This is a genomic window from Streptomyces sp. NPDC057939 (genome assembly GCF_042887545.1).
Classification (GTDB): domain Bacteria; phylum Actinomycetota; class Actinomycetes; order Streptomycetales; family Streptomycetaceae; genus Streptomyces.
The window spans coordinates 1-25,375 of the sequence record NZ_JBHVPG010000005.1 but is presented as its reverse complement, the minus strand read 5'-3'; the positions used below and the strand labels follow the sequence as shown (position 1 = coordinate 25,375).

At 74.2% G+C, this 25,375-nt stretch carries 19 protein-coding genes; 6 read left to right on the top strand and 13 right to left on the bottom strand.

Annotation, left to right across the window (positions count from 1 at the left end):
• The first annotated feature begins 43 nt into the window (after nucleotides 1–43).
• Entirely contained in the window at nucleotides 44–3,439 is a 3,396-nt protein-coding gene (locus ACFVS6_RS07840; protein WP_389701650.1) for a hypothetical protein, read from the top strand.
• Nucleotides 3,440–3,576: 137 nt separating this feature from the next.
• On the opposite strand, the gene ACFVS6_RS07835 is transcribed toward ACFVS6_RS07840, so the two are convergent.
• From ACFVS6_RS07835 to tdh, 3 genes are all read right to left on the bottom strand, one after another.
• Nucleotides 3,577–4,491, bottom strand: a complete 915-nt coding sequence (locus tag ACFVS6_RS07835; RefSeq protein ID WP_389701649.1) for a LysR substrate-binding domain-containing protein — start codon at nucleotides 4,489–4,491, stop codon at nucleotides 3,577–3,579.
• A 12-nt stretch (nucleotides 4,492–4,503) separates the two neighbouring features.
• Nucleotides 4,504–5,712, bottom strand: coding sequence for a glycine C-acetyltransferase (locus ACFVS6_RS07830; protein ID WP_389701647.1), 1,209 nt, complete (start codon nucleotides 5,710–5,712; stop codon nucleotides 4,504–4,506).
• Nucleotides 5,713–5,818: 106 nt separating this feature from the next.
• Nucleotides 5,819–6,847: an L-threonine 3-dehydrogenase gene (tdh, locus tag ACFVS6_RS07825; RefSeq protein WP_389701645.1), complete on the bottom strand. Its 1,029-nt coding sequence runs from the start codon at nucleotides 6,845–6,847 to the stop codon at nucleotides 5,819–5,821.
• 214 nt (nucleotides 6,848–7,061) lie between these two features.
• Here tdh and ACFVS6_RS07820 point away from each other — a divergent pair, with 214 nt between their 5' ends.
• A complete protein-coding gene (locus tag ACFVS6_RS07820; RefSeq protein ID WP_389701643.1) occupies nucleotides 7,062–7,979 on the top strand; it encodes an alpha/beta hydrolase fold domain-containing protein in 918 nt (305 codons plus the stop codon).
• A gap of 15 nt (nucleotides 7,980–7,994) precedes the next feature.
• Here the strand turns inward: ACFVS6_RS07820 and ACFVS6_RS07815 are convergent, their stop codons facing one another.
• Nucleotides 7,995–8,723 (bottom strand): class I SAM-dependent methyltransferase, encoded by a 729-nt coding sequence (locus ACFVS6_RS07815; RefSeq protein WP_389701641.1) that lies wholly within the window; start codon nucleotides 8,721–8,723, stop codon nucleotides 7,995–7,997.
• Between the two features lie 304 nt (nucleotides 8,724–9,027).
• Between ACFVS6_RS07815 and ACFVS6_RS07810 the strand changes: the two genes are divergently transcribed.
• The gene (locus ACFVS6_RS07810; protein WP_389702050.1) at nucleotides 9,028–11,016 is read left to right on the top strand and encodes a SpoIIE family protein phosphatase; all 1,989 of its coding nucleotides are present in this window, start codon (nucleotides 9,028–9,030) and stop codon (nucleotides 11,014–11,016) included.
• Between the two features lie 10 nt (nucleotides 11,017–11,026).
• On the opposite strand, the gene ACFVS6_RS07805 is transcribed toward ACFVS6_RS07810, so the two are convergent.
• From ACFVS6_RS07805 to ACFVS6_RS07795, 3 genes are all read right to left on the bottom strand, one after another.
• Nucleotides 11,027–12,382, bottom strand: a complete 1,356-nt coding sequence (locus ACFVS6_RS07805; RefSeq protein WP_389701639.1) for a serine hydrolase domain-containing protein — start codon at nucleotides 12,380–12,382, stop codon at nucleotides 11,027–11,029.
• 259 nt (nucleotides 12,383–12,641) lie between these two features.
• Nucleotides 12,642–14,444, bottom strand: coding sequence for a glycoside hydrolase family 15 protein (locus ACFVS6_RS07800; RefSeq protein ID WP_389701637.1), 1,803 nt, complete (start codon nucleotides 14,442–14,444; stop codon nucleotides 12,642–12,644).
• Between the two features lie 46 nt (nucleotides 14,445–14,490).
• Nucleotides 14,491–15,066 carry a DoxX family protein gene (locus tag ACFVS6_RS07795; protein ID WP_389701636.1) on the bottom strand — a complete coding sequence of 192 codons (576 nt, stop codon included), beginning with the start codon at nucleotides 15,064–15,066 and terminating at the stop codon, nucleotides 14,491–14,493.
• A gap of 110 nt (nucleotides 15,067–15,176) precedes the next feature.
• Between ACFVS6_RS07795 and ACFVS6_RS07790 the strand changes: the two genes are divergently transcribed.
• Both ACFVS6_RS07790 and ACFVS6_RS07785 read left to right on the top strand, forming a co-directional pair.
• Nucleotides 15,177–15,641, top strand: a complete 465-nt coding sequence (locus ACFVS6_RS07790) for a MarR family winged helix-turn-helix transcriptional regulator (protein WP_389701634.1) — start codon at nucleotides 15,177–15,179, stop codon at nucleotides 15,639–15,641.
• 17 nt (nucleotides 15,642–15,658) lie between these two features.
• On the top strand, nucleotides 15,659–15,949 hold the full coding sequence (locus tag ACFVS6_RS07785; protein WP_389701632.1) for a YkvA family protein: 291 nt from the start codon (nucleotides 15,659–15,661) through the stop codon (nucleotides 15,947–15,949).
• 99 nt (nucleotides 15,950–16,048) lie between these two features.
• On the opposite strand, the gene ACFVS6_RS07780 is transcribed toward ACFVS6_RS07785, so the two are convergent.
• The 6 genes from ACFVS6_RS07780 to ACFVS6_RS07755 form a co-directional block, all read right to left on the bottom strand.
• Complete coding sequence (locus ACFVS6_RS07780; protein WP_389701630.1) at nucleotides 16,049–16,687, bottom strand: fasciclin domain-containing protein; 639 nt, start codon at nucleotides 16,685–16,687, stop codon at nucleotides 16,049–16,051.
• A 140-nt stretch (nucleotides 16,688–16,827) separates the two neighbouring features.
• Nucleotides 16,828–18,396 carry a molybdopterin-dependent oxidoreductase gene (locus ACFVS6_RS07775; RefSeq protein WP_389701628.1) on the bottom strand — a complete coding sequence of 523 codons (1,569 nt, stop codon included), beginning with the start codon at nucleotides 18,394–18,396 and terminating at the stop codon, nucleotides 16,828–16,830.
• 224 nt (nucleotides 18,397–18,620) lie between these two features.
• The gene (locus ACFVS6_RS07770; protein ID WP_389701626.1) at nucleotides 18,621–19,256 is read right to left on the bottom strand and encodes a hypothetical protein; all 636 of its coding nucleotides are present in this window, start codon (nucleotides 19,254–19,256) and stop codon (nucleotides 18,621–18,623) included.
• Nucleotides 19,257–19,307: 51 nt separating this feature from the next.
• Nucleotides 19,308–20,366, bottom strand: coding sequence for an SCO0930 family lipoprotein (locus tag ACFVS6_RS07765; RefSeq protein ID WP_389701624.1), 1,059 nt, complete (start codon nucleotides 20,364–20,366; stop codon nucleotides 19,308–19,310).
• A 145-nt stretch (nucleotides 20,367–20,511) separates the two neighbouring features.
• Nucleotides 20,512–21,960 (bottom strand): NADH-ubiquinone oxidoreductase-F iron-sulfur binding region domain-containing protein, encoded by a 1,449-nt coding sequence (locus ACFVS6_RS07760; protein ID WP_389701622.1) that lies wholly within the window; start codon nucleotides 21,958–21,960, stop codon nucleotides 20,512–20,514.
• Nucleotides 21,957–23,420, bottom strand: coding sequence for a hypothetical protein (locus tag ACFVS6_RS07755; protein ID WP_389701621.1), 1,464 nt, complete (start codon nucleotides 23,418–23,420; stop codon nucleotides 21,957–21,959). The genes ACFVS6_RS07760 and ACFVS6_RS07755 overlap by 4 nt, the downstream gene beginning before the upstream one ends.
• A gap of 612 nt (nucleotides 23,421–24,032) precedes the next feature.
• Here ACFVS6_RS07755 and ACFVS6_RS07750 point away from each other — a divergent pair.
• Entirely contained in the window at nucleotides 24,033–25,310 is a 1,278-nt protein-coding gene (locus tag ACFVS6_RS07750) for a PucR family transcriptional regulator (RefSeq protein ID WP_389701619.1), read from the top strand.
• Nucleotides 25,311–25,375 lie beyond the last annotated feature (65 nt).

Here is a 25,375-nt window from a genome sequence, read left to right as displayed (position 1 = left end):
ATAATCGATCGCGCGTACGGATCTCCGCGGGCACAATCTCCGGATGCCCACCACCGCGGAGCAGCTGCTCTCCGTACTCGAACCGCTGCCCTTCCCCGCGCGCCTCACCCTCACCGCGCAGACCGCCCACCGGCTCGCCGCCACGGGAGAACTCGGCCCGCTGTTGGCGGAGTTGGACGCGCTCGGGCCGTACGAGCGGCGGCTCGCCGCGCTCGCCGCCTTCGCCGGGCGGGATACCGACTTCCTCGCCGCGCGCCTGGCCGACCCCGACCGGTGCGTCGCCTCGTACGCCTTGCGCGCGGCCCGCCGCCTGCCCGTCCCGGACGCCGCGATCGAGACCGCGTACGAGGACGCGCCGACCGCCCTGCGGCAGCGGCTGGCCCGGCTGCTGCTCTGCGGCGGCCGGACCGCGCTCACCGAGCGGCTGGTCGAGCGGCTCCGCGGCGAATGGGGCGACGCCGAGGCGGCACGGCTGCTGCCCGCCTGCTCGGCGCCCTTCGTGGCACGGCACCTGCCCTCCCTCGCGCACGCCGTGGGCGGTTGGCCCGGCTTCGCCCGGCGTCATCCCGACGCGGTGCTGGACCACTTCGGGACCGCCCTGGCGGAGCGGTCCCCCGGCCACGAGCGGGACACGTGGTGGCGGGTGCACGCCACGGCGGTCTCGGCCCTGGCGCCGCAGCGCCCCACCGGGGTGCTGGACCTGCTGGAACGGTACGGGCCCGCCGCCCTTCCGTACCCGCTGTACGACGGGTTGGGCGCCCTGATCGACATCGACGCCGACCGGGTCATCCGCTGGATCACCTCCCCCGACCGCCGGGAGGAGCGCTACGAAAGGGTGCCGCCGCCACGGGTGACGCACCGGCTGGTCCGGGCCGCTCCCGTGTCGCTGCGCGCGCTGGGCCGCCACTGGGGACACCGCGACCGGCACTACACCGCGCTCCTGAAGGCCCTGCCCCCCGGCTCCCGGCAGGCCTTCCACGCGGAGGTGACCGCCGGCGCGCCGGGTACGTGGCCGCACGTGGACGTGCTCGCCCTGCTGCCCCGGGAACAGCGGTGGGCCGCCGTACGGCGGGCCGAAGCCGAGTTCGACCCGGCCGAGGAGTGCTGGTGGGACGACCTGGACGTGCTCGGGCACGGCCCGTTCACCAGGTCGCGGACCGCCCTGCTCGCCGCCGTCCTGCGGTCCGGCGCCGACGACCGGGAGACCGCCTGGCCGCTGCTGGTCGCGGGAGCCACCCGCGACGGCGGCCGCGCGGCGGTCGCCGAGATGCTGGAGGCGACGCGGCGCCTGCGCAACGACCGGGACCCCGTGCGGTCCGCGGCGCTCCGGGCCCTGGCCGCGGAGGCGCCCCGCGTGCTCCACACCGATGACGTGGCGGCGCTGGAGCGGATCGCCACCGACGCCCTGGAGGCTCCGGACGGCTCGGACCGGAGCCGGACGGCCCTGCGCACGCTCGCCGAACGCGTGCTCGTCCGGCACGCGACCGGCCCCGACACGGCGCTTGCGTCCTGGGCCCTGGACACCCTGGGCCGGATCACGGGCCTGGAGGGCGTCCCCTCCTTCGGCCCCCTGTACCGGGTCCTGCGCCGCGGTCAGGAACACCAGGTGTTCGACGCCCTGCGCCCCTGGCTCCAAGCCGCCGCCGCGCGGGCCGACTTCCGCCTGCTGCTGGGCCTGGCCCGCGCCCTCGGGCCCCGGGCCCGACGGATGCCCGACCTTCAGGACATGCTGGTCACCGCGCTGGAACGGGGTGATGACGCCACCTTCCGGGCAGCGGTGGAACTACGGCTGGACGATCCCGGGACCCGCGGACCGCGGGTGGCCGCCATCATCGCCCTGGAGCCCTCGGCGGTGGTCCTGCCTCCCGTACTGGACGTCGTGTCCCGGTCGCGCACGGACCTGCTGGACGCGCTGCTCGACGACGCCCCGCCCCGCGGCCGGTTCCTGCTGCCCGGCTCCCCGCCCCCGCTCCCCGACCTCGACCACAGCGGCCGGTGGCTGCCCCGCCAGCAGGCGGCGGCCGTACGGATCGCCGCCGCGGCGGCCGCGGACGTCTCCCTCCCCCTCGCCGCCCGCGCCTCGGCGATCCGGGCCGCCGCCCCGGTTCCGGGGCTTGGGTACGCGTCGGTGACGGCCCACACGGACGCCCCGGACGTGGTCCTCGCCGAGGCCGCGCTCGGCGCCCTGCCCTGGACCGACCGGCCGCGGGAGGCCGCGGCGGTCCTGCTGGAGCGGGCCGGCACCGACCGGGCCAGGGTCGCCGTGTACGCGGCGGCGCGCGCCGCCGACCACACCGCCCCCTCCGAACTGGCCCTGCTGTTGGGGCCGTTGCTGACCGGCGAGCAGCCCGCGAAGGTGACCTCCAGGAAGGAGGCGATCCGTCTCGCGGCCCTGCACCTGCCCCCGCGGCGCGCCGCGGCCCTGCTGGCGCACGCGTTCCGGGCTCCCGACCGTCACCCGGACGTCCGCTCCACCGTCGTGCGGGCCCTGCCCGTGCTGCTCGGTGCCCCGGAGGCGTGGCAGCTGCTCGACGAGGCCGCCCACGAGGGCGACCCCGCCGTGATCGCCGCCCTGGTGACGGTCGGCCCCCGACAGCTGCCGCGGGAGCACCGCGCCCGCTGGGCCGTTCTCGTCGACTCGCTGTACGACGCCGTGCTGAGCCACACCGCGACCGGCCTCTGGGGCCATTCGACGATGCGGAGCCTGGGTGACTGGGCCGCGCACGCCCCCCGACTGGCCGAACGACTCTCGCGTACGGTCCGCGACCTCGACCGGCGGGCGCACTGGGCGGGCGCGGCCTCGGTACTGCGCGACCTGGCCTCCTCGACGCTGCCGCACCCGCTGGGCGGCGCGGCCCCCGGCAGCGTGCTGCACGGCGCGATCGCCGAGTTGCTGGTCTCGCTGGACGGCCCCGTCGGCGGCCTCGACGCCACCGGCGACCGTGACCTGCCGGCCCTGCAACGACTGCGCTCGCTGGTGTACACGTCCGCCGTGCACGAGAGCGGGCCCGAACTGCCGGAGTCGCTCGCCGGGCAGTTGGCGGGGCATCCGCTGCTCGCCCCGGAACGCGCGGACCTGCTGCGGTCCCTGGTGGACCTCCATGCCGAACCCGATGACCTCGCGCGCCGCCTGGAGGACCTGGCGGGGGCCCTGGAGGACGCCGGCGTGGTCGTCGCGGGGCAGGTGGCGGGGCGACTGCGGCCCAACTGGGGACACCGCGCGCTGCCGGCGCGTGCCGCGTCCCTGCTGGCGGTGGCCGACCGGCTGACCCGGGACGGCCGGGACGGCACGGGCCTGCTGGCCGCCGCCCTCGTGGCCGGGATGGGCACCGTGTTGAGCTGGCCCGAGGAGTGGCGGGTGCTGCTGCGCGCGCTGCGCCGGCACCCGCGACCGGACGTGCGGCGCGAGGCGTTCCACACCCTGACGGAGTCCGAGTGACGGCCGTGGCGTGACCGGGTCGCCGGCGCCGGGGCCCGGATCCGCGCGGTGCGGGCCGTGCGGGCCGTGCGGCCGGTCCGTACCTGGTCAACGTCGGCGTCGCCGGTCGCGCGGTCCCTGCCGGCGGCCGGGGTGGGTCAGTGCGCGGGCAGCCGCTCCGCCTCGCGGACCAGGGCGGCGAGCACCGGGGCGATCAGGGGGTGGGCCTCGGCGCCGCGCCGGGTGGCGGCGAACACCCGGCGGGTGGCGGCGGCCCCGGTGACGGGCAGCACGCGGGCTTCCTTGAGGTCCATGCCGCGCAGCGCAGAACGCGGCACGAGGGCCACCCCGGCCCCGACCCCGACCAGGGCGGTGACGGCGCGGAAGTCGTCGGAGGAGTGGACGAACCGGGGCTGGAAGCCCGCGAGTTCGCACGCCAGCAGGGTCACGTCGTAGCAGGGGTTGCCCGGGTACTGGCCCACCCAGTCGGCGTCGGAGAGGTCCGCCAGCGCCACGGTCGGCAGGTCGGCGAGGGGGTGCCCGGCGGGCAGGACCGCGTCGAAGGGTTCCGCGTAGAGCGGGAGGACGGACAGCCGGGCGTCGTCGGCGCCGGGTCCTCCCCGGTACTCGACGGCCAGGGCGACGTCCGCCTCCCCGTCGAGCAGCATCGGCAGGCTCTGGTCGCCCTCGGCGTCCCGCACGCGGAGCCTGATGCCCGGGTGCTCCCGCCCCAGCCGGGCGATGGCGGGGGCCAGGACCTCGGCGATGCCCGTCGCGAACGCGGCGACGGTGACCTCGCCCGCCGCGCCGCCCGCGTACGCGGCGAGTTCGGCTTCGGCGCGCTCCAGCTGGGCCAGCACCTCGTGGGCGTGCCCCAGCAGGATCTCCCCGGCGGCGGTGAGCCGCACGCCCCGTCCGCTGCGGGTGAGCAGGACGTGTCCCGTCTCCTGCTCCAGCGCGGCGAGCTGCTGGGAGACGGCGGACGGGGTGAGGTAGAGGGCTGCGGCCGCGGCGGTCACCGTACGGTGGTCCGCCACGGCCCGCAGGATGCGCAGCCGGCGGGGGTCGATCACTCCCCCATGATGTCAGCCCTGAGCAGCGGCGAGAGCCGCGCGGGCGTCCACGAAGGCGGCCACCGCGCGCTCGACGTCGGCCGTCGAGTGGGCCGCCGAAAGCTGTACGCGGATCCGGGCGGCGCCCAGCGGGACGACGGGGTAGGAGAAGCCGATCACGTACACGCCGCGCTCCAGCAGCAGCTCCGCCATCTTCGCCGCCTCGGCGGCGTCGCCGATCATGACGGGGGCGATGGCGTGGTCGCCGGGCAGGATCTCGAAGCCCGCCTCCGTCATCCGCGAACGGAACAGCGCGGTGTTCGCGGCGAGGTGCTCGCGCAGGTCGCCCGCCGACTCCAGCAGGTCGAGGACCTTGAGGGAGGCCGCCGCGATGACCGGGGCGAGGGAGTTGGAGAAGAGGTACGGGCGCGAGCGCTGGCGCAGCAGCTCGACGATCTCGGCGCGGGCGGCGACGTAGCCGCCGGAGGCGCCGCCGAGGGCCTTGCCGAGTGTTCCGGTGATGATGTCGACGCGGTCCATGACCCCGTGGAGTTCGGGGGTGCCGCGGCCGCCGGGGCCGACGAAGCCGACGGCGTGCGAGTCGTCGACCATGACCATGGCGTCGTACCGCTCGGCGAGGTCGCAGATCTCGGCGAGCGGGGCGACGTAGCCGTCCATGGAGAAGACGCCGTCGGTGACGACGAGCTTGCGGCGGGCGCCGCCCTCGGTGGCTTCCTTCAGGCGGGCTTCGAGCTCGCCGAGGTCGCGGTTGGCGTAGCGGAAGCGGCGGGCCTTGGACAGGCGGATGCCGTCGATGATCGAGGCGTGGTTGAGGGCGTCGGAGATGACCGCGTCCTCGGCTCCGAGCAGGGTCTCGAAGACGCCGCCGTTGGCGTCGAAGCAGGAGGAGTAGAGGATCGTGTCCTCCTGGCCGAGGAAGGCGGACAGCCGCGCCTCCAGCTCCTTGTGCACCTCCTGGGTGCCGCAGATGAAGCGGACGGAGGCCATGCCGTAGCCCCAGCGGTCCAGTGCGTCCTTCGCGGCGGCGACGACCTCGGGGTGGTCCGCGAGACCGAGGTAGTTGTTGGCGCAGAAGTTGAGGACCTCGCCAGGGGCGCCGCCCGCGGTCACGGCGACGGCGGCGTTCTGCGGGGTGCCGATGACGCGCTCGGGCTTGTGCAGGCCGGCGGCGCGGATCTCGTCGAGGGTGGTGCGGAGGTCGTCGCGGACGGACTCGAACATGTGCGGTGCTCCTTGTGCGGCGAAGGGGGGCCGGGCCCCGCGGAGGGGGGAGGGTGTGCGGGGCCCGGCCGGAGGGAGATGGTCCGTGGGGGGCCGGTGCGGCGCGTTACGCCGTCCAGTCCAGGATGATCTTGCCGCTGCGGGCGGTGGCGGCCTCGTCGAAGGCGGCCTCGAAGTCGCGGTGCGAGTAGCGGCCGGTGATGACCGGGGACAGGTCGAGCCCGCCCTCCAGCAGCACGGTCATCGCGTACCAGGTCTCGAACATCTCGCGGCCGTAGATCCCCTTGATGGTGATCATCGAGGTGACGACCTTCGCCCAGTCCACGGCGAACTCCTGCGCCGGCAGGCCGAGCATGGCGATGCGACCGCCGTGGGTCATGTTGTCGATCATGTCGCGCATGGCTTCGGAGCGGCCCGACATCTCCAGGCCGATGTCGAAGCCCTCGCGCAGGCCGAGCTGCGCCTGCGCGTCGGCGATGGAGGACTCGGCGACGTTCACCGCGAGGGTGGCGCCCGCCTTGCGGGCGATCTCCAGCCGCTCCGGGCTGACGTCGGTGATGACCACGTTGCGCGCGCCGGCGTGTCGGGCCACGGCCGCCGCCATGATGCCGATCGGGCCCGCGCCGGTGATCAGGACGTCCTCGCCGACCAGCGGGAAGGACAGCGCGGTGTGCACGGCGTTGCCGAACGGGTCGAAGATGGCCGCCACGTCGAGGTCCACGGCCGTCCGGTGGACCCACACGTTCTGCGCGGGCAGGACGACGTACTCCGCGAAGGCACCGTCGCGCCCGACGCCGAGGCCGATCGTGCTGCGGCACAGGTGGCGGCGGCCGGCCAGACAGTTGCGGCACCTGCCGCACACCAGGTGGCCCTCGCCGCTGACCAGGGCGCCGACCTCGATGTCGCGGACGTCCGCGCCGAGCGCGGCGACCTCCCCGACGAACTCGTGGCCGAGGACCAGCGGGGTCCTGACCGCGCCCTGCGCCCAGCCGTCCCACGCGCGGATGTGCAGGTCCGTCCCGCAGATGCCGGTCCGCAGCACCTTGATCAGCACGTCGCCGGGGCCGTACTCGGGCTCGGGAACGTCCATGAGCAACAGCCCGGGCTCGGCCTTGTGCTTGACGAGTGCCTTCATGGGGTGGCTCCAGGCATGCGGAAGGGGGCGCCGGGGCCGGTGGGGTCCGGGTGGCGTCGTTGACGTGCACCAATGTGCCGATTCGGACGGTGATCAGTCCATCGAGACTTTCTTAAGCGGGTCGACAGCACAGCTTCACGCCTATGCTCCTCAGGTGACGGGGCAGGGGCCCGGGACCGGGGTCCGGGGCAGGGGAAAAGGGGAGGTGAGGGGCGTGCCGAGTCTGCGCAGCAGGGCGCTTTCGGCCGCGCTGATCGCGACGGGGCGGCGAAGACGGTTCGCCAGCGCGGAAGCGGTACGGGCGCGGGTCGCGGAATCCGCCCGCCGGCCGTCGTCGCACCTGCCGCCGAGGTCGCTGGGCCGGGTCGCCGAGGTCTCGCGGACCTTCGTCGGGGCCTGGCCCGTGTACGACGTCTCCCCGCGCGGGGAGGAGCCCGTGACGCGGGTGCTGTACGTGCACGGCGGCGCGTACATCAATGAGCTGGTCCGGCCCCACTGGTCGATGATCCGCACCCTGGTCACCGGGGCGCGGGCCCGGGTCGTCGTACCGGCGTACATCCTCGCCCCGCGCGGCACCGCCGATCGGACGGTCCCGGTGGCCGCCGACCTGCTGAGCGGTCTGATCGAGGACGGTGGCGCGGGCGGGACGGTGCTGATCGGGGATTCCGCGGGCGCGGGGTTGGCGCTGGCCGCCGCGCAACGGTTGCGGGAGCGCACAGGTGCGCAGCCATCCCGGATCGTGCTGATCTCCCCGTGGCTGGACGTGACCATGAGCCATCCGGGCCAGGCCGCGATCGAGGCGGGCGACCCGATGCTGGCCCGGCCGGGTCTGGTGGAGGCCGGCCGGCTGTACGCGGGCGTCCTCGCCGCCGACGACCCCCGGGTGAGCCCGTTGCGCGGCTCCTTCGCGGGGCTCGCGCCGATGACGGTGTTCACCGGCACCCGGGACGTGCTGACGACCGACAGCCGGGAGCTGCTGCGGCGGGCCCGCGGGGCCGGGGTGGAAGTGGAGTGGCACGAGGAGGCGGGCCTGCCGCACGGCTACCCCCTCATGCCGGTGCCGGAGGGCCGGGCGGCCCGCGAGCGGATCGTGGAACTGGTGCGGCTGTCGGCCGCGGAGGGCTCTGCTTGAACCGGTGCCGCCGCGTCAGGCCGTGCAGGTCATCAGGGAGCTGACCGGCCAGGCCCGGTAGGCCGTCCAGTAGGCCTCGTCGCGGGAGGAGTCGGCGGGTGGAGTGCGGCTGGGCTGCCAGCCGACGGTGGTGAAGCCGGCGTCGACGGCCGCTTCGGCGAAGTCGGCGTGCGCCCATTCCCGGTATTCGAATTGCAGCGGCGGTTCGGTCAGGAACTGCGCCTTGAGCAGCGCCGGCGCCTCCCCGTCCGGTACCCGGTCGAGGATGCGCATCCCGTACGGGGACCAGTCCACGCGCGGGAAGGCGCCGGGGTTGCGGACGAGGGAGAGCAGTCGGCCGCCGGGCCGCAGGTTGGCGCGGATCCCCCGGAACATGGCGTGCAGGGCGGTCCGGTCGGGGGCGTGGCTGAACAGGTAGACGGCGGTGGCGAGGTCGAAGGGACCGAGCTGCGGCATCGAGGCGGCGTCGGCGACGACGTACTCCACCGGGCCCGGGGCGCCCGCGCCGTGCCGTTCCCGGGCCAGCCGGACGCGGTCGGGGCAGTTGTCGACGCCGACGGTCCGCCGTGCCCCGCCGCTCGCCAGCAGCCCGGCTGAGCCGCCGTGGCCGCAGGCGACGTCGAGGGTGTCGAGGTCCCGGACCCCGCCGAGGGCGTCGAGGGCCGTGCGGAGCGTGAAGGCGTCGGCCGCCGAGAAGGCCGCGCCGGGCGCGGGGTGCGCGAGGGTGTCGTACGGCTGGTGCATGCCGGCATCCCTCCCCGCGGCCGGCCCGGGTGACGGCCGGGCGGCCGGGTGCGTCCCTCGGACGGGGGAGGCGTTCGGGTCAGTCGGTACGGCGTACGGGCGGGCGGGGCCGCGCGGCGCCGGGATGCAGGTCCCGGTGGCGAGGGCGCATGCTGACTGTGTGACGGCGAGACCGGACAGCGGCGGCCCAGCCTCCGACGCCACGGCCGGCGTCCTGGCGCGTGCCACCGTCGGCGCCGTGAAGGACCTGGGCGGGTTCGCGGGTGGGGTGTACCTGCGCTCGGACAGCGAGGGCCTGCTGCGGATGGCCGTGCTCGCCGGGCTGCCGGGGCAGCTGTTCCGGCCCTGGTGGCGGATGCACGTGAACCGGCCGTACCCGGTCGCCGAGTCCTACCGCTCCGGCCAGTCGGTGCACCTGCACGACGGTGAGGCGTCCATGCGGCGCTTCCCCCAGCTGATGGCCGGCCTGCCGTTCACGTTCGCCTCCCTCTACGAGCCCGTCACCGCCGGGCCCGAGCGGTACGGGGTGCTGCTGGTGATGCGCCCGGCGACGCCGGGGGTGCCGGTCGGGACCGAGGACCGGGACCGGCTGCGCAGGGCCGCCGACCGGCTGGCCTGGGACCTGGCCGCGCTGGCGGCCCGCGGCGAGCGGGTGTCCTGGAACGCGGACCCGGTCTGCCTGCCGTCGCCCATGGCTCCCGGGGACGCCCGGGAGGCGCTGGACCACCTCGCCCAGGCCGTCCTGTCCGTGGACCGGCAGGGCAGGATCGGCTTCGCCAACACCTCCGCCCAGGAGCTGCTCGGCCTGGGCGAGACGCTGCTGCGGGGCCGGATCCTGTGGGAGGCGCTGCCGTGGCTGGGGCATCCCGCCTACGAGGACCACCTCAGGGCCGTGTTCCTGTCGGGCGATCCGGTCCACTTCGCCGCCCGGGACGCGGCCGGTCCCGAGCAGGAATGGCTGTCGGTGGGCCTGCTCCCGGGGCCCGGCGGGGTGACGGTGACCCTCGGTTCCGCCGAGAAACCGGCCTACGCGCCGGGGTCGGTGGCCAGTCCCGGCTCCGGGCTGGGCTCGCCGGCCGACCGCGCCGCGGCCCTGTACCGGCCGGTGGCCCTCGCCATCGCCCTGACCGAGGCGGTCACCGCGCGCCAGGTGTCGGCCGTGGTCACCGACGAGCTGCTGCCCGCGTTCGGCGGCCGCCAGCTGGCCATCTACCTCCTCGACGAGCGGCACCTGTACCTCGCCTGGGAGACCGGTTTCCCCCAGGGCTTCCTCAACCGTTTCGACGGGGTCTCCCTCGACGTGCGGCTGCCCGGTGTGGAGACCCTGACCTCCGGCCGCCCGATCTTCTTCGAGTCGATGCAGCACCTGGCCGAGGCCTACCCGGGGATCCCGTTGGACGCGGACGTCGGGGCGCGCGCGTTCCTCCCGCTGATCGCCTCCGGCCGCCCGGTGGGCTCCTGCATCCTCGGCTTCGACGCGCCGCGCGGCTTCAGCCCCGAGGAGCGCACGGTCCTCACCGCGCTGGCCGGTCTGATCGCCCAGGCCCTGGAGCGGGCCCGGCGCTACGACAACGAGGCGGCGATGGCCCGCGGGCTCCAGGCGGCCCTGCTGCCGCACCGGCTGCCGGTGCTGGCGAACGTGGACACCGTGGCCCGGTACCTGCCCGGGACCGACGGCATGGACGTGGGCGGCGACTGGTACGACGTCATCGTCACCGGCGCGGGCCTGTTGGCCCTGGTCATCGGGGACGTCCAGGGCCACGGGGTGTCGGCCGCCGCGACCATGGGCCAGCTGCGCAGCGCGGTACGGGCCTTCGCGCTCAGCGGCAACACGCCGGAGCAGGTCATGCGGGGCACGAACCAGTTGCTGATCGACCTGGACCCCGGACAGTTCGCCAGCTGCTGCTACGTCCTGCTCGACCCGGAGACCGGCCGCGCCCTGGCCGTCCGGGCCGGCCACCCGCAGCCGTTGCTGCGTCACCCGGACGGCCGTACGGAGGTGCTGGACCTGCCCGGTGGGGTGGTCCTCGGCATCGACGCGGCCGGGGAGTATCCGGTGACCGAGCTGATGCTGGAGCCGGGGGCGGTGCTCGCGCTGTACACGGACGGGCTGGTGGAGACGCCGGGCACGGACATCGACGCGGGCGTGGAGCGGTTGCGGGCCGCCCTGGCGGCCGCCCGGCCGTCCCCGCTGACGGAGACGGCCGACCGGCTGGTCGGCGAGGCCGGCAGCACCGCCGACCGGCCGGACGACGTCGCCCTCCTCCTCGCGTCCCGCACGGGGACCCGGTAGGCCGCGGCGGCTACCGCGCGCGCTGTCCGGAAGCCGCCGGTCGGGTCGCCGCGTCCGGGGCCGCCAGTGCGTCGGGCAGGCGCGGGAGCGTCCGCGGGGCGTCGGTGCGGGCCGTGGGCTCCGTGCCGCCGCACAGGGCCTGTTCGGACAGGGCGACCTCGGCCGCGTCCACGGGGTGCGGTACGGGGTTGCCGTCGGGGTCGGTGCGCTGGTAGCCGGTCAGGTTGAGGCCCGCCGCGTACTGCCGTTCGCCGTCGGCGGTGGACATCGCCCGGGTGGTGGCGCCGAAGACGCCTCCGTCGTGTCCCCAGACCGGGCCGCAGGGGGTGTCCACGGTGTAGATGCCGAGTCCGTAGCGCAGCAGGACGGTGCCGTCCTCGTCGCGGTAGGGGACGGTCGTGCGCATCTCCTTCAGTTGCGCGGCAGGCAGCAGGCCGCCCCGGAGCAGGGTCCGGTAGAAGGTGTTGAGGTCGTCGGTGGTCGAGATGAGCGCGCCCGCCGTGCCCGCCATCGTCATGTTGTACTCGCTGAAGTCGCGCGGCGGGGTGAGGGCGCCGCCGAAGCCCTCGTACATCCGGGAGTGCGGGCCCCTGATGCGCGGGTCGGTCCCTGGGAACCAGGTGTCGCGCAGTCCGGCGCGACGGATCACGTCGCGCGTGATGACGCGTTCCGGGTCCTGCCCGGTGACCTTGCGGAGCACCTCGCCGAGCAGGATGTAGTTGGTGTTCGAGTACGACCAGGACGTTCCCGGTTCGAACAGTTGCGGGAGGCCGACCCCGTAGCCGGCCAGGGTGGCCGGGGAGATGGTGCGGTGGCGGAACTCCTCCAGGCTGCTCGGCGATCCCTGCTTGACCGACGGGAAGGCCTCCGCGATGTAGTCCGCGATGCCGCTGGTGTGGTTGAGCAGCATGCGCACGGTGATCTTCCGGCCGCGCTCGCCGGGCACGAGTTCGGGTACGTGGTCGCCGACGGGCGAGTCGAGCCGCAGGCGCCCGGCGGCGCTCTGCTGGAGCACGGCGACGGCGGTGAAGGACTTGGTGACGCTGCCGACCCGGTGACGCATGTCGGGGGCCGTGCGGCGGCCCGTGTCGACGTCCGCGAGGCCGGTGGCGCCGGTCCAGCGGGCCCGGCCGTCGCGCACCGACGCGTACGCGCCGTACATGCCGGCCGTGTGGACCGCGTCGAGCCGCTGGGTCAACGCCCGGCGGTCGAGGCCGGTGTGTCGGGACGCGGCCGCCGGGCCGTCGGTCCGCTCGGCCGGAGCCGCGGCCGCCGTCGCGGCCGCGCCGGCCAGGAGGGCCAGCGCGATGCCGGTGGCGGCGGTGGTGGCGCGTAAGCGGCCGCGCCGGCCGTGGTGTGAAGGCACAGGATCTCCCCGGGTGCGGGCGGCCCCTCGCGGAGCCGCCGTCCGACCTTGTGCCTCGATTCTTCCGAGCCCGCGGGGGCCGCCCATCGTCCGGGGGAACGATCCCGGGGGCCGCCGCATGGGCCCCCGGTACCGGGTGCGCCTCCCCCGTTCGGAGCTCTTGACGCCCGGCGGAGCGGGGCCCGGGGGCCGGCCGGGTCGGCCCGCCCGGTTCCCCGATCCGCCCCGGGATGCCGCGTCCGGCGTCGGCGCGGGCGGGTCACCGCGCCACGTCCCTCCCGGCCAGGGTCAGGGCGCTGTTGACGAGGCCGACGTGACTGAACGCCTGCGGGAAGTTCCCGAGTTGGCGTCCGGCGACGGGGTCGTACTCCTCGGCGAGCAGACCGACGTCGTTGCACACGCCCAGGAGCCGTTCGAACAGTTCGCGGGCCTCCTTGCCGCGACCCGTCATGTGCAGGGCGTCCACCAGCCAGAACGAGCAGGCCAGGAAGGCACCTTCGTCACCGGGCAGCCCGTCGACGGACGGGCCCTCGGTGCTGTAGCGGCGGACCAGGCCGTTGCCGCCCAGCTCCGCCCGGACCGCGTCGACGGTGCCGATCACGCGCGGATCGTCGGGCGGCAGGAAACCGACCCGGGGAATGAGCAGGGTCGCCGCGTCGAGCTCGCGCGAGCCGTAGTACTGGGTGAAGGTGCCCCGTTCGGCGTCGTAGCCGTGTTCGCAGACGTCGGCGTGGACCTCGTCCCTTATGGCCCGCCAGCGCTCCACGTCGCCCGGGATCGCGGGGTCGCGTTCGATGGTGCGGACGGCCCGGTCGGCGGCGACCCAGGCCATGACCTTGGAGTGCACGAAGTGGCGGCGGGGGCCGCGCACCTCCCAGAGCCCCTCGTCCGGGCGGCGCCAGTTCTTCTCCAGGAAGTCGAGGAGGGCGAGCTGGATCTGCCAGGCGTGCCGCTCCGCGGGAAGTCCGGAGGAGCGGGCGAGGTGGAGGGAGTCGATGACCTCCCCGTACACGTCGAGTTGCAGCTGGTCCACGGCGGCGTTGCCGACGCGCACGGGCGCGGAGGAGGCGTAGCCGCGCAGCCACGGCAGGTCGGTCTCGGGGATCCGTCGCTCGCCGGCGATCCCGTACATGATCTGGAGGTCGGCCGGGTCGCCCGCGGCGGCCCGCAGCAGCCAGGCCCGCCAGGCGCGGGCCTCGTCGAGGAAGCCGGTGGCGAGGAGCGCGCCGAGGGTGAGGGTGGAGTCGCGGAGCCAGCAGTACCGGTAGTCCCAGTTGCGGACCCCGCCCAGCTCCTCCGGCAGGGAGGTCGTGGCGGCGGCGACGATGCCGCCCGTCGGCGCGTACGTCAGGCCCTTGAGGGTGATCAGGGAGCGCGTCACGGCCTCCTTGTAGGGCCCCTCGTAGTGGCATTGCGCCGACCACGCCCGCCAGTCGGCGAGGCTCTGCTCCAGTGCCGTGTACGGGTCCACCTGCTCGGGGCGCGGCTCGTGCGAGGGGTGCCAGGTCAGCACGAAGGCGACCTTCTCCCCCGCGTCGACGGTGAACTCCGAGCAGGTGCTGTTCTCCTCGCCCCACGTGCGGACGGGGGGCTCGCTGCGGAACCAGGCCGAGTCGGGTCCGGCGACGGCGACCCGGTCACCCTCGCTGCGCCGGACCCAGGGGACGACGTGGCCGTAGTCGAACCGCAGGCGCAGCGTGCTCCGGAGGGTGACCCGGCCGGACACGCCCTCGACGATCCGCATCACGTCGGGTGCGGTGTCGCGCTGCGGCATGAAGTCGATGACCTTGACCGTGCCGTCGGGGGTCTCCCAGTAGGACTCCAGGATGAGGGAATCGTCGACGTAGGCGCGGCGCGTGCACGGTTGTCCGTCGGCGACGCCGGTCGGGGCGATGCGCCAGTGGCCGTTCTCCTGGTCACCGAGGAGGGCGGCGAAGCACGCGGCCGAGTCGAAGCGGGGCAGGCACAGCCAGTCGATGGACCCGTCGCGGCCGACCAGTCCGCTGGTCATGAGGTCGCCGATGAGTGCGTAGTCTTCGATCGCCTGTGTGGGGTGCGTCATTCATCCGCTGTTCCCCCAATTTCCCGGGGTCAATCAGTCCGGACGATCAGTTGCGGACGAGGAGCGTCACGGCCGCGAGGACGACACCCAGGGCGAGGGCGAGCGCCCCCTGCTTCAGGCCGTGGGAGCGCAGGGCGGCCACGGGCAGGAAGCGGTCGACGGCGAGGCGCCCGGGACCGGTGAGGGTGAGGGCGGCGGCGGCAACGGCCAGCAGCAGTTCGTACTCCATGCCCTCGGGCGCGAAGAAGGAGCCGGTGCCGTGGACGGCGAGGGCGTTGATCATCGTGCCGGTGACGGCCGCTCCGGCCAGCGGGGTGAGCAGGCCGGCGGCGAGGCCGAGGCCGCCGAGGGTTTCGGTGAGGCCGGCGATGACGGCCATGGCGTCGCCCGCCGGGTAGCCGACGGAGGTGAAGAACCCACCGGTGCCGCTGAGGCCGCCGCCGCCGAACCAGCCGAAGAGCTTCTGGGTGCCGTGGGCGGCGACGGTCAGGCCGAGGACGAGGCGCAGGAGCAGCAGTCCGGCGTCCTGGGGTGCGGTGACGGCCGCGGGGAGGGCGGCGGTCGGGTGTGCGGCCGGTGCGGTGGCCGGGGCCTTCGTCGAGGTGGCGGAGGCGCTGGTCATGGGGGTTCCTTCCGGTCGGGCCGGCCCGACACTGGTAGTTCAAATTCGAACCGGCTGGCCCCGACCCTAACCACTGATTCAAATTGGAACAACCCGTGTAGGCTGGAACCATGGACGGGACGAGATGGCTGGACGAGCGCGAGATGCGGGCCTGGAACGGCTTCCTGGCCGCTTCGGCCCTGGTGAACCGGCGCCTCGACCAGCAACTCAAGGACGACTCCGGGTTGTCGCACCCGCAGTACGAGATCCTCGTGCGACTCGCCGCCGCGCCCGGTCGCGAGCTGCGGATGACCGAACTCGCCAACGGGCTGATCAACTCCAAGAGCGGGCTGACCTACCAGGTGACCCAGATGGAGAAGGCCGGACTGGTCCGCCGCCGCAGCTGCCCCTCCGACGTCCGCGGGGTCTTCGCCGTCCTCACCGAGGCGGGCCTGGCCCGGCTGGAGGAAGCGGCCCCCGGGCACGTGACCACGGTCCGGGAGATCCTCGTCGACGTCCTGACCCCCGAGCAGCTCGACGCGCTTTCCGCCGGTCTGGGGGAAGTCGGCCGCCGGTTGCGGGAGCAGGGCGCCTGAGCGGGTAAGGGGATCCCATGGACGGAAAAGTCTGGCTGGTCATCGCGGCGGTCCTCGCCGTCGCCCTGGCGATCGTGGCCGCGGTGCTGCTGGTCCGGGTGTTCGCGGCCCGGAAGCTGCTGCTCGACGCCGGGATCCCGCTGCGCGACAAGGCGTTGTTCTGGGTCGCCGTCGTGTACACCATCTCGCCGGTGGACCTGGTCCCCGACCCGGTGTACCTCGACGACGTGGGCGTCCTGCTGCTCGCCCTGCGCTCCCTGCACGCGGCGGCCGAGGCCGCCAGGAGGCCCGCCGACCGGACCGTCTGACGGCCCGGGGCCGAACGGAGGACGCTGCGCCGCCCATTCCCCGGGGCCACGCAGCGTCCGTTCGGGTGCGCCGCCGAGGGCGCGTGAGCGCCGCGAGCGCTACTTCGGCATCAGGACGGTGTCGACGATGTAGACGGTCGCGTTGGCCGTCGGCACGTTGCCGCAGACGACCGCGGAGCTGTCGTTGACCTTGTAGGACTCGCCCGACCCGGCCGTGGTGATCTTGCCGGTCTCCAGGGTGTCGAAGGAGCCGCTCTCCAGCTGCTTCGGGGTGAGCTTCTGGCCGACGACGTGGTAGGTGAGGATCTTGGTCAGGGTGGCCTTGTCGGCGAGGACCTTGTCGAGGTCGGCCTTCGGGATCTTGGCGAACGCGTCGTTGGTGGGCGCGAAGACGGTGATGTCCTTCGCGTTGTTGAGGGTGTCGACGAGTCCGGCCTGCTTGACGGCCGCGACCAGCGTGGACAGCGCCGGGTTGTTCGAAGCCGCGGTGGCGACCGGGTCCTTGGCCATGCCGTCGAAGCTGCCCGCGCCGTCCTTCGGGACGCCGGCACAGGCCGGGCCGAAGGGCTTGTCCGCCGCGGCGGACGCCTCGGGAGTGGCCGCCTGGGAGGCGGTGGTGTCCGCGGCCGGACCGGAGGCGGAGTCCTTGCCGGACTCCGAGCAGGCGGCGAGGGCGAAGGGCAGGACGGCGGCCGCGGTGACGGCAACGGCGGTGCGACGGAACTGACGGGTGTTCATCAGGGTTCTCCTCGGAGCTTTCACGACTGGAAAGGAAGGTGTGGAAGGAAAGGAACGGTGTGGAGGGAAAAGGAACAGGGAGGTAAGGGATCGGTGGGTAGGGACGGGGAGGATGGTCGGATGGTCGGGGGCGGCCGGGCTCAGGCGACGCTGACGACGACCGAGTGCCACCCGCTGGCGCCGTCGGGTATGGTCCGGGCGCGTTCCTCGGTCTGGACCGCGCCCGTGCCGTCGGTGGCGCGGACGGTGAGGGTGTGGCCGCCGGGCGTGGCCTTCCAGGAGTGGGACCACTGGCGCCAGGTATCGGTACCGGCCTGCGCGGCCAGGTCGGCGTACTGCCAGGGGCCGTCGTCGATCCGGACCTCGACGTGCCGGATGCCGCGGTGCTGGGCCCATGCGACGCCGGCGATGGTGACGGCGCCGGCGGCGGGCCGGGCGAAGGGTTTGGGGGTGTCGATGCGGGCCTGCGTCTTGATGGGCGCCCTGCGGGCCCACTTGCGCTTGACCCAGTAGGGGTCGTAGGCGTCGAAAGTGGTGAGTTCGAGGTCCTCGATCCACTTGCAGGCGGAGACGTACCCGTACAGGCCCGGGACGAGCATCCGGACGGGGAACCCGTGGGTGAAGGGCAGCGGTTCGCCGTTCATGCCGACCGCGAGCATCGCGTCCCGGCCGTCCATGACCTCCTCGACGGGCGAACCCAGGGTCATGCCGTCGACCGAGCGGGCGACGAGTTGGTCGGCGGGACCCTTGCCGGAGGGTGGCCGGACCCCACATTCGCGCAACAGGTCGGCGAGGGGGACGCCGAGCCAGCGGGCATTGCCCGCGTACGGACCGCCGACCTCGTTGGACACGCAGGTCAGGGTGACGTCCCGTTCGATCAGGTCACGGGCCAGGAGGTCGGCGTAGGTGAAGGTCCGGGGGCGCGTCACGCCCTTTCCGTGAACGCGCAGGCGCCAGGTGTCGGCGTCCACCTTCGGGACCACCAGCGCGGTGTCGACCCGGTAGAAATCCGCGTTGGGGGTGGTGAAGGGGGTGATGCCCGGGACCCGCAGCGATACCGCGCGGGGCAGCGGAGCCGCCGGTGAGGCGGGGGCGGGCAGCCGGACCGCGGCCCGGGACGCCTCGGCGCCCCGACCCCGGGAGGAGTTCAGCCCGCGCCCGAGGGCGCCCGCCGCCGTCGAGGCCAGCGCAGCGGCCCCGGCGGCGACGAGGAAGCCACGACGGCTCCAGCCGTCCGCCGCGGCGGGCTCCTCCCGTACGGCCGGCAGCCTCCCGACCAGGTGGTACAGCAGCCCGGCGCCGACCAGCGCCCCCACCAGGGAGGGCAGGGCGTCGGCCGGGCCGGCGGAGTCGGGGCGGTTCAGGGCCGCCGCGCCGCCGACCAGGCCGAACAGCAGCACCCCGGCAGCTCCGATGCGCCGATGGCGCAGGGCCAGCAGGCCGAGCGCCACCGCGAGCAGGCCGAGGGTGACGAGGATCCCGAGCTGGAGGACCAGCTTGTCCGCGGTCCCGAACTGGCGGATGGCCCAGTCCTTGACCGCCGCCGGGGTGCTGTCGATGGCCGCGCCGCCCACCGCCGTGACCGGACCGGCCTCGGGACGCACGGCGGCCGAGACCAGCTCGGCGACCGCCAGGGCCGCGTAGCCGGAGAGCAGGCCGCTCAGCGCCGCCGGGGCGGTGCGGGCGAAGGTGTTGCGGTTGATCCTCACACCCGGTCTTCGGCGCCATCCGGTCGGCGGATTGGCCGTTCAGCCGACCGAGTGAAATCCGGCCCGACATTGACGCGCGGAACGCGTGCTCAGCGGTGCCGGCCCACCGGGACCGGACCGCCGTCCGGGCCGACGAGCGACACCGCGTACGGACCGAGAACTCCCACCGGGGTCCCGGTAGGAGGACCCCGGTGGGAGGTACGGGTGCGCCCCGCGGGCCGGCCTCAGGGCGCGGCGGGCGCCACCGGGGCGGAGCCGGGGCCTTCGCCTCCGGCGTCGTGACCCTCCCCGCCGTGGCCGCCGGCGTCGTGCTCCTCGGCACCGGGGGTCTTCGCGCCGGGCGCCTCGGCACCGGGGGTCTTGGCGTCGTGCTCCCCCGGGTGGCCCTCCGTCGGCCCGGACGCGGCGTGCGAGGCGCCGTTGGCGACGGTTCCGCCGAGGCGTTCGCGCAGCGGCGCGAGGGCTTCGGCGGTGGCGGCGGTGACGACCCAGCGGTTCCCCACCAGGTAGGTGCCGCCGTACATCGCGGATTCCGCGAGCCACGCGCGCTGGCCCTGGTCGGCGGCGAAGGTGGTCATGCGGTAGGAGTCCTGCCCCGACCCGCAGGCCGCCTCCTTGAGTTCCTCCGCGTCGACGGTGACCTCGGGAGTGCAACCGAGGACGGCGGCGATCTCCTGGAGGGTGGCGGTACGGGCGGTGGACACCGGACCGAGCTCTCCGGGAACGTCCTGGCGGCCGGCCGCGGCGCCCCGGTCCGCCTTCTCCTGCTGGCCGGCGCACCCGCCGCACAGCAAGGAGGCGAGCAGGACGACGGCACACGGCAGGAGGTGGCGGGCGGTGATGCGGGCTGAGTCGGACACGTCTGCCTCACTGGGGTCCGGCGCGGGCTGGGTGGACACCTCCGGAACGGACTACTTGACGGCGACCTTCTTGCCGGCGTCGTTCACCGCGAACCAGAGGTTCTGCTTTCCGTGTCCGTTCGTCTGTCCGGGAGCGGTGTCACCGGTGAACGTATAGACGGGCCAGCAGTCGATCGTCAATTGCATGCTGCCGTCGGGGCGTTTCACCGATCCGATCCATTCCTGGGGAATTCCCGCCACCTTCGTCTTGTCCACGACCGGTGCGGGCTTCCACGTGTCGAGGCAGGCTCCGAGGCAACCGATCTTCATCGGCCACGCACTGTCCTTGTCGAACCGGTAGAGGGTGTTCCCCTTTCCGTCGACGAGAATCCTGCCGAGCTTTTCGTTGGTCGCCACGGCGAGTTCGGCGGCGGCCCCGGGCTTCGCGTCACCCGCTCCGCCCTCGCCGCCCGTGCCGGGCTTGGCCGCGTCGCCGGTGGTGCCTCCCTCCGCGCCGCCCTTCGCGTCGATGGCCTTCTTGCCGTCCGGCGCCAGCGCGTGCCAGGTGCCGCCGACGCCCTCGCCCTTCGCCTCGCCCGGCTTGGTGTCCTTGGCGTAGCGGTAGACGGGCCAGCCCGCGAGGGTGAGCTGGCGGCTGCCGTCGGTACGGGTCACCTCGCCGAGGAGGCTCGCCTCGATGCCCTCGGAGGCGGTGGCGTCGTCCGCCGGGACCGGCGGCCACACCGTGGCGCAGTCCCCGTCGCAGGAGGATTTGGGGGGCTCGGGCGTGTCCTTGTCGAAGCGGTAGAGGGTGGCGCCCGCGCTGTCGGTGACCACGCTGCCCACCGAGGCGATGGCCCGGACCGCGAGCTTGCCCGCCGCGCCCGCCTTCTCCGCGGCGGAGCCCCCGGACTCCGATCCGTACCCGGAACCCGACCCTGCCGCGGCGTCCGATCCGTATCCGCCGGCGCCGTACGCCGAGTCGCCTCCCTTTCCGATCGCCTTTCCGTCTCCGACCGGCTGCACGGAATTCACGTTTCCGGCGGCGTTCGTACCGCCTCCGCAGCCCGCCGCGAACATGATTACCGCGGCCACCGATCCGACAGATATCGCACGACGCTTGCTGATCACGATCACTCCTTCGGTTCCTGCCCGGCGCTTTTGCGTCCTCGGTCATTCATAGGGCCTACGGGGTCGGTCGAATTCGAATGGGCGCGAATTTGTCAGATCGCGCTAACGGCTGAACGCGGTTTCGCGGGGCCCGTTCACAGCGGGCTCATTCCTGGATGCGCAGGGCGAGCGCCGGGCAGCGGCGCACGGCTCGCAGGGCCTTCGGCCGCAGCCGGCCGGGTACGGGCATGACGGCCTGCGAGGGGTACCCGTCGGCGTCCAGCCGCACCACCTCGGGCAGCAGGTCCACGCACAGTCCGTGCCCCTTGCAGAGCGTCCAGTCGACGACGAGACGTTCGGGGTTCTCGTCGGCCGGGAGCGGCAGGGCGCCCAGGACGCGGCGACCGCAGCCGCTGCCGAGGGCGTGGTCGCGCAGTTCCTCGGGGAAGGTGGCGAGCGCGGACGCGACGAACGAGGACGTGCCGTCGGGATGGCTGCACGCGCCGCGGCCTCGAACGGCGCGCATGCGGGCCTCGACCGCTTCCAGGGCGCCCCTCCCGCCGCCGCCCACGATCTTGTCCACGGCGTCGGCCAGGGAGGGCAGGCCACGGACGCAGGGTCCGCACTGGCCTGCCGATTCGTCCGCCATCCAGCGGGTGACCCGGGCGACCTCGCCCGCCGGGCAGGTGTCCTCGGGCAGCGGCAGGACGGCTCCGGCGCCCAGGACCGCGTCGTAGGCGGCGAGGGACTGGCGGGACAGCGCGACCGAACGGGCCGCGGCCGGGTTCAGCCACCGCCCGTGGTATCCGCCGACGAGCACGCCCTGGCCGGGATCCGACCCGCACAGTTCCAGTACGTAGGCGAGCGAAGTACCGGTCGGCACCTCGACGGCGGTGGCGCCGCCGACGGTGAGCATGATGGTGCCCGGTTCGGTGGGCGTGCCGACTTCGCGGTAGGCATCGGCGCCCAGGCGGGCGGCGACGGCGAGCTGGGCGTAGGTCTCGGTGTTGGAGAGCAGCGTGGGCAGGCCGCCCAGGCCCCGGTCACTGGTGCGCACCTTGCGCCCGGACGGAAGGGCGGGGCCGCCTTCGATGCCGTTGATGAGGGAGGTCCCCTCGCCCGTGACGAAGCGTTCGGGGAGGCGGGCGACGCGGACCCGGCTGCCGACGGGGCCGCGTTCGGCGACGGCGGCGCGCAGCGACTGTTCGACGTCGTCCCGGGTGACGCCGACGACCACGTCCTCCGCGCCGAGTGCGGCGGCGGCCAGCAGCGCCCCGTCGAGCACCAGGTGCGGTACGTGCAGCAGCAGGGCGGTGTCCTTCAGGCAACTGGGTTCCCCCTCGCTGCCGTTGACGACGACCGCGGTCCGGCCCTCGCGGGCGGCGGCGGTCCGGGTGACGGCCCGGAGCTTGCGGGCGAAGGGGAAGCCCGCTCCGCCGCGGCCGCGCAGGTCGATGCGCTCGGCCAGGTCGGTGAGCTCGTCGGGGCGGTAGGGGGGCAGCGGGCCGTGGACGCTCAGGTGGGCCTCGCGGTCGAGGCGCGTGGCGGTGTCGAGTCCGGCGAGCAGGCGGGGCTGTCCGACGCAGCCGAGGGCCGGCCGCGTGACGCCGGTCATGCGCGCCCCCGCCCGCCGTCGAACGGGGTGCCGGGACGGTCGTTCGTGGCGGTGGGGCCACCGGGAACGAACATCATGGCGTAGGGGGCCCGTTCGGGCCCGGTCGGTGGGGTGGCCCTGGCGGCCACCACGGGGCCGACGGCCCCCGTCGGTATGAGGAGGGTGTCGGCGAGCGGGTCCGCACCCTGGGAGAGGATGCCCGGCAGCGGGATGACCGGGGGCACGGCGAACTGCTCCCGGCCCACGGGCTGTCCGGCGAACGAGGGCGGAACGCCCGGCGCGGCCGCCGGGGGCGGGACGAACCCGGTCGGGCCGAGCCCCGACTGCGCGAAGGCGGGTTGTCCGAAGGCGGGTTGTTGTCCGAAACCGGGCTGCCCGAAGCCGGGTTGACCGAAATCGGGTTGACCGAAATCGGGCTGCGCGGGTCCGGGCCGGCCGAACGCGTCCTGCCCGAACACGTTCTGTCCGAAAGCGTTCTGGACGAAGGCGGGCTCGACGAAGGCCGGTTGCGGGAAGGGAGGTGGGGAGAAAACCGGTTGGGAGAAGACCGGTTGTGCGGGGATCGGCGGGGAGAAGGTCGGTTGTGCGGGTATCGGTTGGGAGAACGGGGCCTGTGGGGAGGCGGTCCGCCCGGCGGGGACCTCGACGAACGCGGGCATCCGGGTCGTGTCGGCCTCGGCGAACGCGGCTCGTACGGCTTCCTGTTCGGCGTCGGGCGAACCGGAGCGACGGTCCAGCTGTCGTGCGAGGCGGGCCGTGAGTCGCTCCGCGGACTGCTCCGCGGGCTGGCGCACGAAGGGCTTCGGGTTGCGCGGCGGAGCCTGTCCGGGGGACGGCGGAGCGGAGGGCTGCGGTGCGGGGCGGGCCGGGGCGGCGCGCAACCGCGCCCGCATCCGTAGGAAGAGGACGCCCGCGACGCCGGCCAGGCACAACCCGTAGGCCACGGTCACCCACGCGCTGGCGGGGCGTCCGGCCTTCAGCCCGTGCACCAGCGAGGCCCCCCAGGCCGGGTACGCGCCCATGTGCAGGGCCCGCCACCACATGGACCGACCCTTGGTGGCGAAGGCGCTGCGCACGGCGCCGGAGACCGCGACGGAGACGAAGAGGTAACCGGCGAGGGTGCCCAGCCCGATGAGCACGGGCTGTTCCCGGTCGGTGAAAGGAAGGAACGCGGCGCTCGCCCCGGTCTGCGATTCGGCGATCTTGACCCAGACGTGCAGGGCGAGGAAGCCGAGGCCGGAGACGGCGAGTCCGCGGTGGGCGCCCTGGGCGAGGATCCGGTGACCGGACGTCAACAACGTACGGTCCGTGGCCGCGAGTCCCCACAGCACGGCGGAGGTGAGCGAAACGAGGGAGAGGACGCCGGCGCCGTAGTCGAGGAAGTCGAACAGGCGCGTCAGCGCGCCCGCCCTGGCCGCGACGCCGAGGGCGAGCAGGGCCGCGAGGGCCGCGGCGCACACGGCCGCGGGGTGCGGGCCCCCGGCGGCGGACAACAGGGGCGGGCGCCGGAAGGCCCTTCGGCCACCGGCCTCCGCGGGGGCCGCACCGGCATGCCGTCTGGTGCGTCGGGCCCGGTGAGAGCGTGGCATACGGGTCTGGGACAGGGGCATCGGGTTCTCCCATACGCCCGGGCCCGAGCACTCCACCTCGCACTCGGCGCCCGGGGGTAGTCGTCGGAACTGCTCCGCGGCGGGCGGGAGATGGATGCCTCGCCGGCCGGGAGCGGGGGCCGGAGTGCAGAAGCATCGTGGAGGTTCGCAATCCCTCCACAGTATTTATCTAATCGTGACAACTTCTCGCGGCCACGGCATCATCAGCTCGAACACCCCCGGAAGATTCCCTTCCAACGGTGCGGTGCCGACCGGGCTCACGTCTTGTCGGCCGCCACACCTACCCGTCGGCAAAATCGAGGCAAAGTCGCGGGACTGCAAGTGGATGGCACGCTCCTGGAGGGAGTAGAGGTGCTGGACTCCCCTTTCGGCACTGGCGCCGACGGGGGGAGGGAGGCAGCTTCCACGAGGCTGGTCACCCCTCCACGGACAGGCCGTACCCCGGCATGAACGAGGTAACAAATGTGCGAACTTCTGAACCGCATCTGGTCCCGCCCCCGCGGCGAATGGACCCGCGTCCTACGAAGGGAACTACCCGCGCTGGCCGCCGGGATAGTGGAGGAACTCCGGGAAGGCGTTCCCGGATTCGCCGAACTGGTGGATGACGTGGGCGAGGAGGTGGTCAGACGGCAGGTGGAAGCGGGCCTGCTCACCACCCTCGGCTACCGCGAGTCCACGGCACCGCGCCACGACCGGCCGGCGGACGGTGAGGGGGGAGAGGACGAGTGCGCCGGCCAGGAACCGGCGTGCGCGGCGGCCACCGCCGACTGCGGCCCACCCGTCCCCGTGCGCCCCGACTCCCGCTCCGGCCCCGAACCCGACCCGGACGAGGGGCGGGGTTGCGGCCCCGACCAGGGCTCCGGGCCGGAGGACCGGGGAACGCCGCACCGGCGCGGACGCTCCGCACCGCTGACCGTCGTCCCCACGAGCGGGCCCGGACCGGCCGCCGAACGTGCCCGGCGCGAGCTCTTCGCCGCCCTTACGGGTGACATGTCCATGTCTGACATAGCTTTGGCCGAACTCGCCGCGGCGGCCAACTGGCCCCTCCCCACGGCGGTCCGGGCCATCGCGATGACCACCATCGGCGAAGTCCAGCAACTGGCCGCCGCGCTGGACGACGGTCTCCCCGGCCTGGCCGGCGCCCAGCCCTGCCTGTTGGTCCCCAGCCCCGACCCCGAGGCACGCACCGCCCTGGAGGCCGTGCTGCGCGGCCGGGTCGCCGCCGTCGGACACCCCGTCGCCGTACGGGACACCGCGTCCTCCCTGCGGTGGGCCCTGCGGCTGCTCACCCTCACCCCCGCCCGCGCCGGCCTGGAGGCTCGGGCGGTCTTCGTCGACGACCACCTCTCGACCCTGCTCCTCCTCCAGGACGAGCCACTGGCCCACGCCCTGGCCGCCCGCTGGCTGCGGCCGCTCGCCAGCCTGACCCCCCGCCAGAGCGAGCGCCTCGAAGTGACCCTCCTCGCCTGGCTGGAGGGCGGCGGCGCACCCGAGGCCGCCAAGGCCCTGAGCGTGCACCCCCAGACGGTCCGCTACCGCATGCGCCAGCTGGAGAAGCTCTTCGGGCCCGGACTGCGCGACCCCCGTACCCGCTTCGAACTGGAACTGGCCCTGCGCAGCCGCCGCCTCATGGCCCAGGTCCGGCGCCAGCACTCCCGGGTCGGCCGCAGGGCCCGCGCCGTCGCCACCGATTTCGGACCGCTCGGCGTGGGCCGCATGGCCCGCGTGAACGGCCTGTAACCCTCCCCCCACCGCTCCCCCACCTCCCCCCACAGACTTCCCGGCGCCCGGCCCCTCCCCGAGGG

Coding starts and splice junctions, on each gene's coding strand:
- ACFVS6_RS07840 (WP_389701650.1), top strand. CDS start 44: ATGCCCACCACCGCGGAGCAGCTGCTCTCCGTACTCGAACCGCTGCCC.
- ACFVS6_RS07830 (WP_389701647.1), bottom strand. CDS start 5,712: ATGTTCGAGTCCGTCCGCGACGACCTCCGCACCACCCTCGACGAGATC.
- tdh (WP_389701645.1), bottom strand. CDS start 6,847: ATGAAGGCACTCGTCAAGCACAAGGCCGAGCCCGGGCTGTTGCTCATG.
- ACFVS6_RS07815 (WP_389701641.1), bottom strand. CDS start 8,723: ATGCACCAGCCGTACGACACCCTCGCGCACCCCGCGCCCGGCGCGGCC.
- ACFVS6_RS07810 (WP_389702050.1), top strand. CDS start 9,028: ATGGCCGTGCTCGCCGGGCTGCCGGGGCAGCTGTTCCGGCCCTGGTGG.
- ACFVS6_RS07800 (WP_389701637.1), bottom strand. CDS start 14,444: ATGACGCACCCCACACAGGCGATCGAAGACTACGCACTCATCGGCGAC.
- ACFVS6_RS07795 (WP_389701636.1), bottom strand. CDS start 15,066: ATGACCAGCGCCTCCGCCACCTCGACGAAGGCCCCGGCCACCGCACCG.
- ACFVS6_RS07790 (WP_389701634.1), top strand. CDS start 15,177: ATGGACGGGACGAGATGGCTGGACGAGCGCGAGATGCGGGCCTGGAAC.
- ACFVS6_RS07785 (WP_389701632.1), top strand. CDS start 15,659: ATGGACGGAAAAGTCTGGCTGGTCATCGCGGCGGTCCTCGCCGTCGCC.
- ACFVS6_RS07780 (WP_389701630.1), bottom strand. CDS start 16,687: ATGAACACCCGTCAGTTCCGTCGCACCGCCGTTGCCGTCACCGCGGCC.
- ACFVS6_RS07760 (WP_389701622.1), bottom strand. CDS start 21,960: ATGACCGGCGTCACGCGGCCGGCCCTCGGCTGCGTCGGACAGCCCCGC.
- ACFVS6_RS07750 (WP_389701619.1), top strand. CDS start 24,033: ATGTGCGAACTTCTGAACCGCATCTGGTCCCGCCCCCGCGGCGAATGG.